We start from the raw sequence: 15,266 nt of genomic DNA, 5'->3' as shown, positions 1-15,266 counted from the left end.
TGTGACATTTAGCCGCACGGCCGCGCCACCAAGCAAAAGCGCCGCCTGACTGAGTCGCGGCGGCGCCGGGGCCGTGTCGCTCGCGGCGTCGCCGCCGCGCCCACGACACCAATGAAAACGGCCCGCGCATCGCTGCGCGGGCCGTTTTTCCATTTACAGCCAGTAGACGACGACGTACAGGCCGAGCCAGACGACGTCGACGAAGTGCCAGTACCACGCGGCGCCTTCGAATGCGAAGTGATGATCGGGCTTGAAGTGGCCGCGGATCATCCGCACCAGCACCACCGCGAGCATCGTGCCGCCGAGGAACACGTGGAAGCCATGGAAGCCGGTCAGCAGGAAGAACGTCGAACCGTACACGCCGGAGTTCAGCGTCAGGTTCAGCTCGTTGTACGCGTGGTAGTACTCGAAGCCCTGCAGGAACAGGAAGCAGATCCCGAACACGAGCGTCGCGGCCAGCCATGCGATCGCCTTCTTGCGATGATCGTCGCGCAGCGCGTGGTGCGAGATCGTCAGCGTCACGCCCGACGACAGCAGGAACGCGGTGTTCAGCGTCGGGACCGGCCACGGGCCCATCGTCTTGAAGTGACCGGCGAGCGCGGCGGGGCCTTCGTTCGGCCACACGGCGGAGAAGTCCGGCCAGATCAGCTTGTAGTCGAGGCTGCCGAGCTGGTGCAGCGCGATTTCACGCGCATAGAACAGCGCGCCGAAGAACGCGCCGAAGAACATGACTTCCGAGAAGATGAACCAGCTCATGCTCCAGCGGTACGACTTGTCGACGTTCTTGCCGTAATGACCGCCTTCCGATTCGGCGATCGCGTCGCCGAACCAGTGATACAGCGTGAAGAGCAACCACAGCAGGCCGAGCAGCGCCGTGAACGGCGCCCAGTCGTGACCGTTGATCCACAGCGCTACCGAGCCGAGCATGACCAGCAGGCCGATGGCCGCGCTGATCGGATGCTGCGACGGATGCGGCACGAAATAGTACGGGGTCTGGTTTTGACCGCTCATGCTTGATTCTCCACTTCAGTCCAATTTGTGTACCGGAAACCGCTCCGGCTTTATTTCTTGCGCGGCGAGACCGCCACCGCTCGTTCCTGCACGCCGCGCCGTGGCGCCGCGCACTGCATTCTGTCTGGCCGCTAGCCGTGCACGCCGCGCCCTCAACCCACCACCGCACGCACGATCAGGATCAGCACGCCGATGAACACGCCGGCCGCGATCAACGCGACGATCAGCACGTGCAGCGGATTGAGCTGCGTCGCGTCGGCCTCCAGGTCGCGCCGCTTGCGCACCCCGAAGAACGACCACAGCACCGCTTTCAGCGCCTGACCGAACGTTCCGCTCCGCTTGGCTTCCGTCATCGCCCCGTCTCCTTCGTCATGCGTCCGGCTTCGCCGCACCCTGCGCCGCCGCCGTACTGCGCTGCGCCGGGGCCGGCGTGGCCGGGGTATTCAGCTCGAAGAACGTGTACGACAGCGTGATCGTCTTCACGTCCTTCGGCAATTTCGGGTCGATCACGAACACCACCGGCATCTTGCGCGACTCGTTCGCGGTCAGCGTCTGCTGCGTGAAGCAAAAGCACTCGATCTTCTTGAAGAACTCCGTCGCCTGCTTCGGCGCGTAGCTCGGAATCGCCTGCGCGACGACCGGCCGGCCCTGCCCGTTCGTCACGTCGTACACGATCGTCGTCAGTTCGCCCGGGTGCACGTCGAGGCTGTTGTGCTCCGGCTTGAACCCGAGCGGCCCGCGTGCGTTCGCATCGAACTCGACCGACACCGTGCGGCTGTAGTCGACCTGCGAATTCTTCACCTCGCGCTCGCTGACATCGCGCTGCACCAGGTTGTTGATGCCGGTGATCTGGCAGATCGCCCGATACATCGGAATCAGCGCGAAGCCGAAACCGAACATCAGCCCGGCCACGACGAAGAGCTTCACCAGCATCGAACGATTGAACGCGCGATCCACGGCGCCCTCTTCCGGCTTCGACATACGACGACTTCCTCGCTACTGCGTCAGTTGCTGCATCAGTGGGTGGACAGCCACCACTGCTTGATCACGACACCCACGAAAAAAACGGCGGCGATGACGAGCAGGGTGAGGCCGAGCCGCTTGTTGCCCGCGCGGATCTGCTCGGGCGTTCGTCTTTCTTGTGGATTCCGGGTCATCTGAAACTTCGCTGAAACTTCAGTTTCGCGCCCGCCGCGCCTGCCTGCGCGGCAGGCAGCGGCGGAGCGCTCGGTAAAACTTATTCGACGTGCGGCGGTTGCTCGAACGTGTGGAACGGAGCCGGGCTCGGCACCGTCCACTCGAGGCCCGTCGCGCCGTCCCACGGCTTGTCCGACGCCTTTTCCAGCTCGCCGCCGCCACGGTAGGCCGGCAGCGCGACCGCGAACAGGAAGTACACCTGCGCGAGGCCGAAGCCGAATGCGCCGATCGTCGCCACCTGGTTGAAGTCCGTGAACTGCGCCGGGTAGTCCGCATAGCGGCGCGGCATGCCCGCGAGACCGACGAAGTGCATCGGGAAGAACGTCAGGTTGAAGAAGATCATCGACGCCCAGAAGTGGATCTTGCCGCGCGTCTCGTTGTACATCCAGCCCGTCCACTTCGGCGCCCAGTAGTACCAGCCCGAGAACAGCGCGAACAGCGAGCCGGCCACCAGCACGTAGTGGAAGTGCGCGACCACGAAGTAGGTGCCGTGATACTGGATGTCGAGCGGCGCCATCGCGAGCATCAGGCCCGTCAGGCCGCCGAACGTGAACACGAACAGGAAGCCGATCGCGAACAGCATCGGGGTTTCGAACGTCATCGAGCCGCGCCACATCGTCGCGAGCCAGTTGAACACCTTCACGCCCGTCGGCACCGCGATCAGCATCGTCGCGTACATGAAGAACAGCTGGCCGGTGACCGGCATGCCCGTGGCGAACATGTGGTGCGCCCAGACCATGAACGACAGGATCGCGATCGATGCCGTCGCGTACACCATCGAGCTATAGCCGAACAGCGTCTTGCGTGCGAACGCCGGGATCACCTGCGACACGATCCCGAACGCCGGCAGAATCATGATGTACACCTCGGGGTGGCCGAAGAACCAGAAGATGTGCTGGTACATCACCGGGTCGCCGCCGCCTGCCGCGTTGAAGAACGACGTGCCGAAGTGGCGGTCGAACAGCACCATCGTGATCGCGCCCGCCAGAACCGGCATCACGGCGATCAGCAGGTACGCGGTGATCAGCCACGTCCACGCGAACATCGGCATCTTCATCAGCGTCATGCCCGGTGCGCGCATGTTCAGGATCGTCACGACGATGTTGATCCCGCCCATGATCGACGACGCGCCCATGATGTGGACCGCGAAGATCGCGAAGTCCATGCCCGGGCCCATCTGCGTCGACAGCGGCGCGTACAGCGTCCAGCCGGCGGCCGTCGCGCCGCCCGGCGCGAAGAACGAGCCGACCAGCAGCACCGCCGCGACCGGCAGCAGCCAGAAGCTGAAGTTGTTCATCCGCGCGAACGCCATGTCGGATGCGCCGATCTGCAGCGGAATCATCCAGTTCGCGAAGCCGACGAACGCCGGCATGATCGCGCCGAACACCATGATCAGGCCGTGCATCGTCGTGAGTTCGTTGAAGAACTCAGGACGCATGATCTGCAGGCCCGGCTCGAACAGCTCGGCACGGATGCCGAGCGCCATCACGCCGCCCGACAGGAACATGATGAACGAGAACAGCAGGTACAGCGTACCGATGTCCTTGTGGTTGGTGGCGAACAGCCAGCGACGCCAGCCGTGCGGGGCTTCGTGCGCGTGGTCGTCGTGCGCGTGGTCCGCGGCTACGTCGTGCCCGATGCTAGACATGAGAATCTCCTAATGCGAATACGTCGACTAACTCAGCGACACGTCAAGCCGCCGGGCCGATCTCGACACGCCGGGCTTCCTTCGCGTCAGCCCCGCCCGTGATCGTTTCCGGCTTTTTGAGAATGATGTGGTCTTCCGCCACGCCTGCTGCCTTCAGCGCATCGCGCACGGCCTGCGCCCGATGCTTCGCCAGTTCGGCGTTCGCGTCGGCCGAGCCGGTCTTGTCGGTGAAGCCCGACAGCGCGAGCTTCGCGTCCGGATGCGCCTTCGCATAGTCGGCCGCGGCGGCGATCGCCGCCTTCGCGTCGGCCGGCAGCACGCTCTTGCCCGTCTCGAAGTAGATCGTCGACAGCGCGGCCGATGCCGCCGCCGCCGGCTGCTCTGCGCCCGACGCGGCTTGCGCCGGCGCCGAAGCCGCTTCAGCCGGTGCCGCTGCCGCGCCCGCCGTGTCTTCCGGCAGCTTGCCGTTGCGCGCGTCGGCCACTTGCTTCGGCTGCAGCAGGTCGTTCTTGTGGTTGCCCCACGAGTTGCGTTCGTACGTGACGACCGAAGCGATGTCGAGGTCCGACAGCGACGCCCACGACGGCATCGCGCCCTTGCCGTGCAGCACGCGCTCGACGTGCGCGGCGATCGGGCCGTTCACGATCGGGCTGCCGTCCATCGCCGGGAATGCGCCGAGGCCCTTGCCGTTCACCTGATGGCAGGCCGCGCAGTTCGCCTTGTAGACTTCCTCGCCGTGCGCGACGAGTTCGGCCATCGTGTAGACCTTGTTCGGATCGACCGCGGCGCTCGCCAGCTTGGCCTTCTGCGCGGTGACCCACTTCGCGTAATCGTCGTCCGACAGGACTTCGACCACGACCGGCATGTACGCGTGTTCCTTGCCGCACAGCTCGGTACAGAAACCGCGGAACGTGCCGACCTTGTCGGCCTTGAACCACGTGTCGCGCACGAAGCCGGGGATCGCATCCTGCTTCACGCCGAACGCGGGCACGTACCACGAGTGGACGACGTCGTTCGCGGTCGTGATGATGCGGATCTTCTTGTTGACCGGCACGACGAGCGGGTTGTCGACTTCCTGCAGATAGGTGTCGGTGATCGGCTTCTTGCCCATCACTTCGTCGCGCGGGGTGGTCAGCGTCGACAGGAAGCCGATGCCCTCGCCCGGGCCCTTCACGTAGTCGTAGCCCCACTTCCACTGGTAGCCGGTGACCTTGATCGTGAGGTCGGCGTTCGTCGTGTCCTTCATCGCGACGACGGCCTTCGTCGCCGGCAGCGCCATCAGCACGACGATGACGAACGGCACGATCGTCCAGATGATCTCGACGGTCGTGCTTTCATGGAAATTGGCGGCCTTGTGGCCCTTGGATTTGCGGTGCGCGAAGATCGAATAGAACATCACGCCGAACACGCCGACGAAGATCACCGTACACAGGATCAGCATCATCGTGTGGAGATCGTAGAGCTCCTCGGCGATCTTCGTGACAGGCGGCTGAAAGTTGATCTCGTTGACACGGGGGCCGCCCGGGCTATCACCGACCGCCAGGGCCGCACCGGCAAAGAGCAATCCGCTGCATGCCAGCACGCCCGCGAGGGCTCGCTTGATTGTTTTCATAGCATCCTTACCCAAAATTTCCATTCAAACCCTCCCCCGTCGCAAGCCGCCGGCCTGTTCCGGCCATTGACCGCGCCTCGTCAGCCGCAGCGCCTGAGCGACGCACGCAGCTCGTCGGCGAACTGCGCACGCTTGTACTGCGCGAGATGCTGCCCGATCACGACGGTCTGCCCGCGCGACACCAGCCGAATCGGATCGCGTGGCGTCGCACCCGGCTCGACCCGCACCCAGCGCGGGTTGAATTCGATCTGCGTGAGCCGCTCCGCATCCATCCGCTCGATCACGAGCCGGTGCGGAAACAGCCTGATGCGCTCGTAGTCGACCGCGTGGCGAGCGTAGATCGCGAATGCGACACCCACCGCCAGCAACTCGATCCCGGTGAAGGGCATGACGAGCCAAGCCCCTCTCCACATCAGCAACGCCGCGATCGCCAGCGAGAAGCCCGCGAGCGACGCGTAAAACAGCACGAACTGGCGCGGCGACACCGAACAGTTGCGTTTCATGAGCCAGTCTTCGAGGACTGGTTCGCTGTCCGCCGTCTCCGCCAAAACGTTCGCTGCTTCCATCGCCGCCTCACGCGAATGGCATGCGATGCATGCCTGCATCGGACTCGCCGGCCCGTATTGCGGGGACCCCGGGACGACAAGCTGACGCATTATAGGCGGGTTCAATGGCATCCACAAGCAAGCGCCTATCGCCCGCCAAGCCAAGCGCGACAAGCTTTCCGGCCGTTTTAGCCGCCAATTCGACCCCGCTTTGCACCGCTAATTTCGGACATAACAAAACCCCTCTTTACCGCTTTATCGATTCTTCGGGCGCCCCTTGCCGATGTCCTCGATGCGCACGATCCCGTGCCCTTCGGCGGTCGTGCGCGGCACGGCCTTCCACGCGTGGCCGTAGATCACCTCGAACGTCAGCGGGATCGTGCCGTCCTCGCGCCGGCGCGCGTCCAGCGCGTCGCCGAGCGCCGCGCGAAAGCGCCGCGCCGCGTGCGGCGGCGCCGTGCGCGCGAACGGATAGGCGCCCCAGCGGCGCACGTCGGCCAGCAGGGAATCGGCGGATTTGTACGTGACGGTCAGCACTTCCTGGTCCATCACGGGAATCTCGAAGCCGCTTTCGACGAGCATGTCGCCGAGGTCGTGCATGTCGACGAAATCGATCACGCGCGCGGCGGGCGGCGCGATGCCGAGCGCGGCTTCGGCGTCCGCGCAGGCCGCGCGCAGCTCGCGCAGCGTGTCCGGGCCGAGCGTGCTGAACATCAGCAGCCCGTTCACGCGCAGCACGCGCTGCCATTCGGGGAAGACGGTATCGGGACGCGAATGCCAGTGGAGCGCGAGATTCGACCAGATCAGGTCGAACGCGCCGCCGGGAAACGGCAGCGCCGCGAAATCGGCCTGCGCGACGCGCGGGCCGCGCTGGCCCAGCGCCCGGCCGAGCGAGGCCGGCAGCCAGCGGCGCCAGGTGGTCTGCTCGACCTCGCGCTGACCAGCCCGCGCGAGCATCGCGCCGGACAGGTCCACGCCGAACACCGGCGCCTCCGGAAAGCGCGCGCGCAGCGCCGGCAGGTCGTCGCCCGGGCCGCAGCCCGCATCGAGCACGGCCGCGGGGCTCACCTTGATGTATTCGAGGCGCTCGTTCATCCGCTGCGCGATCTCGCGCGGCAGGAACGCAACCGCATCGAACGTGGCGGCACGGCGGTCGAAGATCCGCCGCAGGCGCCTGGCGTCATTGGCCGGACGGCCGGTTGAAGTCGAAGCTGGGGACATGTCGGGCACACTGGCGAAGAGCCCGAAGTATACTCGCTCGCCTCGCAAGCTTCATTGAGGCGGCATGCCAGGAGTGTTGCGATGGTCCGCGGTTCCGCCGGGCGCACGATGCGCGTCGTTTTGTCGCAGGTTCGAACGCTGGTCGTGCGCGTTGCCGCGGTCACGTTGCCGAATCGCTGCGCGTTGTGCGGCAATTTGTCACACACCGTGATTTGCGGCGCCTGCGATGCCGCGTACTGGAATGAAGCGCGGCTGCGCTGCGACGTGTGCGCGCTGCCGCTCGGCGTCGGGCAGGCACGATCGCCCGCTGGCGGACGCACCGGCCGCGCGGCCGCGTACCGGTGCGAAGCGTGCCGCACCGCGCCGCCGCCGTTCGACGCGACGCTCGCCCTCGCCGATTACCGCGCGCCGCTCGACGGGCTCGCGCGCGGCCTGAAGTTTCACGCGCGGCTCGCGCTCGGCGGCGAATTCGCGGCCCGCCTCGCACGGCTGGTCGACGATACGCGCGGCGCGAGCGGCTTCGACCTCGTCGCGCCGGTGCCGCTGTCGCACCGGCGGCTCGTCGCGCGCGGCTACAACCAGGCGTGGGCGATCGCGCGTCCGCTCGCGCGCCGGCTCGGCGTGCCAGCGGACGCGGCCCTGCTCGCGCGCGTCGCCGACACCGCGCCGCAGTCGCGGCTCGATCGGCGCGCACGGCACGACAACGTGATGGCGGCGTTCGCGGTGGCAGGCAGCGTCGCCGGCCGCCACGTCGCGCTCGTCGACGACGTGATGACGTCCGGCGCGACGCTCGCGGCGGCCGCGCAGGCGCTGAAGGCGGCGGGCGCCGTGCGCGTGACGAATCTGGTTGCGCTGCGCACCGCCAAGGATTAATTAGATGGAAAGGCCGGCCGCCCGCGCGCGGCCGTCACGAACCGGCCGGCCGGATGCACGCGCGTTGCGCCGCTCCGGCCGCCCCAGCCAAACCGAAACATGTTCAACGTCGTCCTCGTCGCCCCCGAAATTCCGCCGAACACCGGCAACGTGATCCGCCTGTGCGCGAACACCGGCGCGCACCTGCACCTGATCGAGCCGCTCGGCTTCCCGCTCGACGACGCGCGGATGCGCCGCGCCGGCCTCGACTATCACGAGTATGCGCAAATGCGCGTGCACCGCGACTGGGACGCGTTCGTCGCCGCCGAAGCGCCCGATCCCGCGCGGATGTTCGCGTTCACGACGCGCGGCTCGGGCCGCTTCCACGATCATGCGTTCCTGCCCGGCGACTGGTTCGTGTTCGGCTCGGAAACGCGCGGCCTGCCCGCCGAGCTGCTCGACCGCTTCCCGAACGAACAGCGCGTGCGCCTGCCAATGCGGCCGGACAACCGCAGCCTGAACCTGTCGAACACGGTCGCGGTGGTCGTGTTCGAGGCGTGGCGCCAGGCCGGCTTCGAAGGCGGCGCGTAACGCTCGCTGGCGCAATCCGCGGCGCGGAGCCCGTCAGGTTCGCGCGAGCCGTGCGCGGTACAGGTCGTAGATGTCGGGGGAAAAGCACGCGAACACCACGCGGGCGAGATTCGGCGCCTGCGCGAGCATCTCGGCGACGGTGCCGACCGCGATGTCGACGGCGGCTTCGGCCGGATAGCGGTAGACGCCGCAACTGATCGCGGGAAACGCGATCGACGTCGCGGCCACTTCTTCGGCCAGCTCGATCGCGCGCCGGTAGCACGACGCGAGCAGCTCGGCCTCGCCGCGCGCGCCGCCGTACCAGACCGGCCCGACCGCGTGGATCACATAGCGCGCCGGCAACCCGTGGCCGCGCGTGAGCTTCGCGTCGCCGGTGTCGCAGCCGCCGAGCGCGCGGCACTCGGCGAGCAGGCCGGGGCCGGCCGCGCGGTGGATCGCGCCGTCGACGCCGCCCCCGCCGAGCAGCGAGCCGTTCGCGGCGTTGACGATCGCATCGACGTCGAGCGTCGTGATGTCGACGCGCTGTGCATCGAGCGTGGTGGAATGGATCTGCAGCATGACAACCTCGCGGAACGCGGGAGACCGTTCAAGCGTAGTCCGCTTTGGCGCCGCGCGCCCGGCGCAACCGTGCCGGGCGATCCGGTCGCGCGCGACGCGGACCGCGCCTATTCGGCGCGCGCGTCGCGGCGCAGCAGGCCGCTCACGGCGTCGCGCGGCGCGATGCCGTCGAACAGCACGCCGCATACGGCTTCCGTGATCGGCATTTCGATCGACTGCGCGCGCGCGAGCGCCAGCACGGCCTGCGCGCAGCGCACGCCTTCGGCCACGTGGCCGAGCGCGCCGAGGATGTCGTTCAGCGTGCGGCCGGCCGCCAGTTGCAGGCCGACGGTGCGGTTGCGCGACAGGTCGCCCGTCGCGGTCAGGATCAGGTCGCCGAGGCCCGTGAGCCCTGTGAAGGTTTCCGCGCGGCCGCCGAGCGCCACGCCGAGCCGCGACATTTCAGCGAGGCCGCGCGTGATCAGCGCGGCGCGTGCGTTCAGCCCGAGGCCGAGGCCGTCGGAAATGCCGGTCGCGATCGCCAGCACGTTCTTCACCGCGCCGCCGACCTCGACGCCGACCACGTCGTCGCCCGTGTAGATCCGCATCGCGCCGTGATGGAACGCGGCGAGCGTGCGCTCGCGGCATTCGGCCGACGCGCTCGCGACCGTCAATGCGACGGGCAGCGACTGGCCGACCTCGCGCGCGAAACTCGGGCCCGACAGCACGCCGTTGCTCCGCTGTTCGGGCAACTCGGCCGCGATCACCTGATGCGGCAGCAGATGCGTGTCGGCCTCGAAGCCCTTGCAGACCCAGACGATGTGCGCGGGCACGCAGCCTGCATCGCGCATCGCGCGACACAGCGTGCGCAGCCCGGCCACCGGCGCGGCGATCACGCACAGCGCGTCGTGAGCAGCGCCATGCGCGAGCGCGGCGCCGAGATCGGCGTCGTAGCGCAGCGCATCAGGCAGCGCGATGCCGTCCAGATAGCGGGAATTTTCGTGCCGGGCCTGCAGCCCGGCGATGAGCGCGGCGTCGCGCGCCCACAGAAGCGTATCGTGCCGCGCGGCCAGATGGCCCGCGAGCGCGGTGCCCCAGGCACCGGCGCCGAGAACGGCTACTTTCATACCCAGCACCGGTCCGGAGTGAAACGTCAGTTCAGCGTCGTGCCGTTCGGCGCACCGTTCGCGCCTGCCGCGGCGCCGGCCTGCTGCTGAAGCTGCGCGAGACGCTGCTCGTACAGCGCCTGGAAGTTGATTTCGGCCAGGTGGATCGGCGGGAAGCCGGCACGCGTGATCGCGTCGGCGATGTTCGAGCGCAGGTACGGGAACAGGATCGTCGGGCACGCGATGCCGACGAGCGGGTCGAGCTGTTCGTCCGGAATGTTGCGGATGTCGAAAATGCCGGCCTGCTTCGCTTCGATCAGGAATGCGACCTTGTCCTTCACCTTCGCGGTGACGGTACCCGACACGATGACTTCGAACACGCTTTCCGCGAGGCGGTCGGCCTTGACGTCGACTTCGACTTCAACCGACGGCATGTCCTGCTCGAGGAAGATCGCCGGCGAATTCGGCTGCTCGAGCGACATATCCTTCAGGTAGACGCGCTGGATGTTGAAGAACGGTTGGTTTTCGACGTCGGACATGGTGTTTCCCTAAAAGTGGTGACGGGGCGGCCCGGCTGTTCGCCGGCCGCCACGGATGTATCGTGCGCGCCCAAGCCGCGGCGCGGCCGGCGGCCATTCTGCCCTAATCAGGCCGCTTGCAGAAGCGGCACGAGGCCGCCTTCGCGGTCGAGCTTCGACAGATCGTCGTAACCGCCGACGTGCGTGTCGCCGATATAGATCTGCGGGACCGTGCGGCGCCCCGTGCGCGTCATCATTTCCTCGCGGCGGGCCGGATCGCGATCGATCAGCACCTTTTCGATCTGCTCGACGCCGCGCAGCTTCAGCAGGCGCTCGGCCTGCATGCAATACGGACACACCTGCGTGCTGTACATCAAAACCTTGTTCACTTCGCCACTCCTTGTTTGACGACCGGCATCCCGGCCTGCTGCCAGGCGGCCACGCCGCCTTCGAGCACGTGCACCTCGGCGTAGCCCGCCGCCTCGACCTCGCGCGCCGCCTTCTGCGACTGCTGGCCGTTCTGGCAGACGAGCAGCACCGGGGTGCTCTTGTTCTTCGCGACCTGCGCAATTTTCGCGCCGATCTCGCCCGCGGCGACCTGACGCGCCGACGGCAGATGGCCGGCCGCGAAATCGGACGGGGCGCGCAGGTCGATCACGACCGCGTTGCGACGATTGATGAGCTGCGTCGCCTCCGCGGCCGACAAGCCGCCGCGGCCGCGGCGCAGCGCCGGCCATGCAAGCAGGCCGCCGGAAACCAGCAGGATCGCGATAAGGGCCAGGTTCGTGTAATTGGTAAAGAACGTCACGGAATGTCGCCGGAAAAGAGAAATCGGATGAGGACAATCCCGCCATTATAAAATAACCGTCTTGCGCGATGGCGGGCCCGAACCGGGCGCCGCGCGACGCGCCCCGCTTCCCTCTCACTACCGACCGCAAGATCCATGTACAAACTCGTTCTCATCCGCCACGGCGAATCGACGTGGAACAAGGAAAACCGCTTCACCGGCTGGGTCGACGTCGACCTGACCGAACAGGGTCGCAATGAAGCCTACCAGGCCGGCGAATTGCTCAAGGAGGCCGGCTACACGTTCGACATCGCGTACACGTCGGTGCTCAAGCGCGCGATCCGCACGCTGTGGCACGTGCAGGACAAGATGGACCTGATGTACCTGCCGGTCGTCCACTCGTGGCGCCTGAACGAGCGCCACTACGGCGCGCTGTCGGGCCTGAACAAGGCGGAAACGGCCGCGAAGTTCGGCGACGAGCAGGTGCTCGTGTGGCGCCGCAGCTACGACACGCCGCCGCCCGCGCTCGAGCCGACCGACGAACGCGCGCCGTTCGGCGACCCGCGCTACGCGAAGGTGCCGCGCGAGCAGCTGCCGCTCACCGAATGCCTGAAGGACACGGTCGCGCGCGTGCTGCCGCTGTGGAACGAGTCGATCGCGCCCGCGGTGCGCGCCGGCAAGCAGGTGCTGATCGCCGCGCACGGCAACTCGCTGCGCGCGCTGATCAAGTACCTCGACGGCATCTCGGACAGCGACATCGTCGGCCTGAACATCCCGAACGGCGTGCCGCTCGTGTATGAACTCGACGAGAACCTGAAGCCGATCAAGCACTATTACCTCGGCGACCAGGAAGCGATCGCGCAGGCGCAGGCCGCCGTCGCGAAGCAGGGCAAGGCGGGCTGACGCCCGTCGCGGCGGGCGGCCCGCGTCCCGGCGCGGCCGTCCGTCCGCGCTTCGGGCCGCGGCCCGCACGCCGCGCGAACCTTCGCGGCCCTGCCGCGGTCGAATCCGCTTTCGAACTCCGCTGCGCGCCCGGCGGCGCCCTGCCGGGCCCTCAGCGGCCGTTGCGGCGCTTTTCGCGCCGTTCCACTGAGTTATCGGACGAACAGTTATACTTGTCCGCTACATCCCCGCTACCGCCACGCGCTTCCCGACCGCACCCGACTCTCTATGCGAATGAATTTGAAGAACATCGGCCTGATTGCCGCGGGCCTCGCCACGGGCGTATTCGCCACGCTGCAGGTTTCCGCTTCGGCCGAGCAGACCGCCACGGCGCCGCTTCCCCTCGACCAGCTCCGCCTGTTCGCGGAAGTATTCGGGCAGATCAAGCGCGAGTACGTCGAGCCGGTCGACGACAAGAAGCTGCTGACGGCCGCGATCAAGGGCATGGTGTCGAGCCTCGATCCGCACTCGTCGTTCCTCGACAAGACCGACTATGACGAGCTGCAGGAGCAGACGAAGGGCCGCTTCGCGGGTCTCGGCATCGAGATCTCGCAGGAAGACGGCCTCGTCAAGGTGATCTCGCCGATCGAGGACACCCCCGCGTTCCGCGCCGGCATCCGTCCGGGCGACCTGATCACGCGCATCAACGACAAGCCGGTGCGCGGCATGACGCTCGACAAGGCCGTCAAGCAGATGCGCGGCGAGCCGGGCACCAAGGTCACGCTGACGATCTTCCGCAAGAGCGACGACCGCACGTTCCCGGTCACGGTCACGCGCGCGATCATCAAGGTCCAGAGCGTGAAGATGAAGATGCTCGATCCGGGCTACGCGTATGTCCGCATCACGAGCTTCCAGGAGCGCACGACGCCCGATCTCGCGCAGAAGCTGCAGGACATCGCGCGCCAGCAGCCGAACCTGAAGGGCCTGATCCTCGACCTGCGCAACAACGGCGGCGGCCTGCTGCAGAGCGCGGTCGGCGTGGCCGGCGCGTTCCTGCCGCCCGACTCGGTCGTCGTGTCGACCAACGGCCAGATCCCCGATTCGAAGCAGGTCTACCGCGATACGTACGACAACTATCGCCTGCCGTCCTTCGACGGTGATCCGCTGAAGAACCTGCCGCCCGTCTTCAAGACCGTGCCGATGATCGTGCTGACGAACGCGTATTCGGCGTCCGCGTCGGAAATCGTCGCCGGCGCGCTGCAGGATTCGAAGCGCGCGCAGATCATGGGCAAGACGACGTTCGGCAAGGGTTCGGTGCAGACGGTGCGCCCGATGACGGCCGACACCGCGCTGCGCCTGACCACCGCGTACTACTACACGCCGAGCGGCCGTTCGATCCAGAACAAGGGCATCACGCCGGACGTGCCGGTCGATCAGTACGCGGACGGCGATCCGGACGACGTGCTCGTGACGCGCGAGGTCGACTACACGAACCACCTCGCGAACACGCAGGATCCGAACGAGAAGAAGGAACAGGAAGAGCGCGAGCAGCGCCGGATGGATCAGTTGCGCGTGCTCGAAGAGCAGAACGACAAGAAGACGCCGGAGCAGCGCCAGAAGGATCGCGATCGCAAGCCGATCGAGTTCGGCAGCGCCGACGACTTCATGATGCAGCAGGCGCTCAACAAGCTCGAAGGCAAGCCGGTCCAGGAATCGAAGTCGCTGCTCGCCGAAAGCACGACGAAGAGCCCGGCCGCGAAGGCAGCCGTGAGCGCGAAGGCATCGGGCGCGAGCGCCGCGAAGCCGGCTTCCGCACCGAAGCCCGCCTCCGCGCCGAAGTAAGCGCCGGCCGGCATCCGACGGGCCATCGCGGGAAGACCGCGATGGCCCGTTTTTCATGCGCGCCTAAAATAACGAACGTCCGCCCGCCTCGCCCACGACTGCCCATGAACGACGATCAACTCCTTCGCTACTCCCGCCACATCCTCGTCGACGAAATCGGCATCGAGGCGCAGCAGCGCTTTCTCGACGCGCATGCGATCGTCGTCGGCGCGGGCGGCCTCGGCTCGCCCGCCGCGATGTACCTCGCGGCGTCGGGGGTCGGCACGCTCACACTCGTCGACGCCGACACGGTCGACCTCACGAACCTGCAGCGGCAGATCCTGCACGTGACGGCATCGGTCGGGCGCAGCAAGGTCGAGTCGGGGCGCGACGCGCTGGCGCAACTGAATCCCGAGGTGAAGGTGAACGCGGTCGCGGCGCGCGTCGACGATGCATGGCTCGACGCGCACGTGCCGCACGCGAGCGTCGTGCTGGACTGCACCGACAACTTCGCGACGCGGCACGCGATCAACCGTGCGTGCGTCGCGCACGGCGTGCCGCTCGTGTCGGGCGCCGCGCTGCGCTTCGACGGCCAGATCAGCACGTTCGACTTCCGCGACGCGACCGCGCCCTGCTATGCGTGCGTGTTCCCGGAAGACCAGCCGTTCGAGGAAGTCGCGTGCGCGACGATGGGCGTGTTCGCACCGACCGTCGGGATCATCGGCGCGATGCAGGCGGCCGAGGCGCTGCGCGTGATCGGCGGCATCGGCAAGACGCTCAACGGGCGGCTGATGATGCTCGATTCGCTGCGGATGGAATGGACGACGATGAAAATCGCGCGCCAGGCCGATTGCCCCGTGTGCGGCGGGCGGCACTGACGCGCGCATCACGCACGCGCCGGACGCGCTTGCGTGACACTTCGCTACAATTCGCGGCCA

At 67.3% G+C, this 15,266-nt stretch carries 18 protein-coding genes; 5 read left to right on the top strand and 13 right to left on the bottom strand.

The features are described 5' to 3' along the window. Positions 1-153 precede the first annotated feature (153 nt). The 8 genes from C5F75_RS03345 to C5F75_RS03315 all read right to left on the bottom strand — a co-directional run bounded on the left by C5F75_RS03345 (position 154) and on the right by C5F75_RS03315 (position 7,234). Complete coding sequence (locus C5F75_RS03345) at positions 154-1,011, bottom strand: cytochrome c oxidase subunit 3 (RefSeq protein ID WP_006486364.1); 858 nt, start codon at positions 1,009-1,011, stop codon at positions 154-156. A 152-nt stretch (positions 1,012-1,163) separates the two neighbouring features. Continuing rightward, the gene (locus C5F75_RS03340) at positions 1,164-1,364 is read right to left on the bottom strand and encodes a DUF2970 domain-containing protein (protein WP_059576130.1); all 201 of its coding nucleotides are present in this window, start codon (positions 1,362-1,364) and stop codon (positions 1,164-1,166) included. A 16-nt stretch (positions 1,365-1,380) separates the two neighbouring features. Beyond that, entirely contained in the window at positions 1,381-1,992 is a 612-nt protein-coding gene (locus C5F75_RS03335) for a cytochrome c oxidase assembly protein (RefSeq protein ID WP_034208453.1), read from the bottom strand. A 35-nt stretch (positions 1,993-2,027) separates the two neighbouring features. Further along, positions 2,028-2,168, bottom strand: a complete 141-nt coding sequence (locus tag C5F75_RS36660; RefSeq protein WP_006486385.1) for a cytochrome oxidase small assembly protein — start codon at positions 2,166-2,168, stop codon at positions 2,028-2,030. Between the two features lie 80 nt (positions 2,169-2,248). After that, positions 2,249-3,856, bottom strand: a complete 1,608-nt coding sequence (gene ctaD, locus C5F75_RS03330) for a cytochrome c oxidase subunit I (protein WP_006477731.1) — start codon at positions 3,854-3,856, stop codon at positions 2,249-2,251. Between the two features lie 43 nt (positions 3,857-3,899). Further along, entirely contained in the window at positions 3,900-5,492 is a 1,593-nt protein-coding gene (gene coxB / locus C5F75_RS03325) for a cytochrome c oxidase subunit II (RefSeq protein WP_059576128.1), read from the bottom strand. A gap of 56 nt (positions 5,493-5,548) precedes the next feature. Then, positions 5,549-6,073 (bottom strand): DUF2244 domain-containing protein, encoded by a 525-nt coding sequence (locus C5F75_RS03320; RefSeq protein ID WP_059576125.1) that lies wholly within the window; start codon positions 6,071-6,073, stop codon positions 5,549-5,551. Positions 6,074-6,268: 195 nt separating this feature from the next. Further along, positions 6,269-7,234, bottom strand: a complete 966-nt coding sequence (locus tag C5F75_RS03315; RefSeq protein WP_059576123.1) for a methyltransferase domain-containing protein — start codon at positions 7,232-7,234, stop codon at positions 6,269-6,271. Between the two features lie 81 nt (positions 7,235-7,315). Between C5F75_RS03315 and C5F75_RS03310 the strand changes: the two genes are divergently transcribed. Together C5F75_RS03310 and trmL are read left to right on the top strand one after the other, a co-directional pair. After that, a complete protein-coding gene (locus C5F75_RS03310; protein ID WP_059576120.1) occupies positions 7,316-8,107 on the top strand; it encodes a ComF family protein in 792 nt (263 codons plus the stop codon). Between the two features lie 99 nt (positions 8,108-8,206). Further along, positions 8,207-8,677, top strand: coding sequence for a tRNA (uridine(34)/cytosine(34)/5-carboxymethylaminomethyluridine(34)-2'-O)-methyltransferase TrmL (trmL, locus tag C5F75_RS03305; protein ID WP_059576117.1), 471 nt, complete (start codon positions 8,207-8,209; stop codon positions 8,675-8,677). A 33-nt stretch (positions 8,678-8,710) separates the two neighbouring features. Here the strand turns inward: trmL and C5F75_RS03300 are convergent, their stop codons facing one another. The 5 genes from C5F75_RS03300 to C5F75_RS03280 all read right to left on the bottom strand — a co-directional run bounded on the left by C5F75_RS03300 (position 8,711) and on the right by C5F75_RS03280 (position 11,646). Then, positions 8,711-9,235 (bottom strand): O-acetyl-ADP-ribose deacetylase, encoded by a 525-nt coding sequence (locus C5F75_RS03300; RefSeq protein ID WP_059576114.1) that lies wholly within the window; start codon positions 9,233-9,235, stop codon positions 8,711-8,713. 107 nt (positions 9,236-9,342) lie between these two features. Next, positions 9,343-10,341, bottom strand: coding sequence for an NAD(P)H-dependent glycerol-3-phosphate dehydrogenase (locus tag C5F75_RS03295; RefSeq protein WP_059576111.1), 999 nt, complete (start codon positions 10,339-10,341; stop codon positions 9,343-9,345). Between the two features lie 26 nt (positions 10,342-10,367). Beyond that, on the bottom strand, positions 10,368-10,859 hold the full coding sequence (secB, locus tag C5F75_RS03290) for a protein-export chaperone SecB (protein ID WP_059576108.1): 492 nt from the start codon (positions 10,857-10,859) through the stop codon (positions 10,368-10,370). Positions 10,860-10,966: 107 nt separating this feature from the next. Further along, positions 10,967-11,227, bottom strand: a complete 261-nt coding sequence (gene grxC, locus C5F75_RS03285; RefSeq protein WP_006477722.1) for a glutaredoxin 3 — start codon at positions 11,225-11,227, stop codon at positions 10,967-10,969. Then, on the bottom strand, positions 11,224-11,646 hold the full coding sequence (locus C5F75_RS03280) for a rhodanese-like domain-containing protein (RefSeq protein WP_040142128.1): 423 nt from the start codon (positions 11,644-11,646) through the stop codon (positions 11,224-11,226). The genes grxC and C5F75_RS03280 overlap by 4 nt, the downstream gene beginning before the upstream one ends. 135 nt (positions 11,647-11,781) lie before the next feature. Here C5F75_RS03280 and gpmA point away from each other — a divergent pair, with 135 nt between their 5' ends. The 3 genes from gpmA (at position 11,782) to C5F75_RS03265 (ending at position 15,206) form a co-directional block, all read left to right on the top strand. Continuing rightward, a complete protein-coding gene (gpmA, locus tag C5F75_RS03275; RefSeq protein ID WP_034208461.1) occupies positions 11,782-12,528 on the top strand; it encodes a 2,3-diphosphoglycerate-dependent phosphoglycerate mutase in 747 nt (248 codons plus the stop codon). A gap of 267 nt (positions 12,529-12,795) precedes the next feature. After that, a complete protein-coding gene (locus C5F75_RS03270) occupies positions 12,796-14,349 on the top strand; it encodes a S41 family peptidase (protein WP_059576105.1) in 1,554 nt (517 codons plus the stop codon). A gap of 104 nt (positions 14,350-14,453) precedes the next feature. After that, positions 14,454-15,206, top strand: a complete 753-nt coding sequence (locus C5F75_RS03265; protein ID WP_059576102.1) for a HesA/MoeB/ThiF family protein — start codon at positions 14,454-14,456, stop codon at positions 15,204-15,206. Positions 15,207-15,266 lie beyond the last annotated feature (60 nt).

The organism is Burkholderia anthinoferrum, from assembly GCF_002925705.1.
Taxonomy (GTDB): Bacteria; Pseudomonadota; Gammaproteobacteria; order Burkholderiales; family Burkholderiaceae; genus Burkholderia; species Burkholderia semiarida.
The sequence above is the reverse complement of the archived record's forward strand: the minus strand, read 5'-3'. Positions and strand labels throughout refer to the sequence as shown.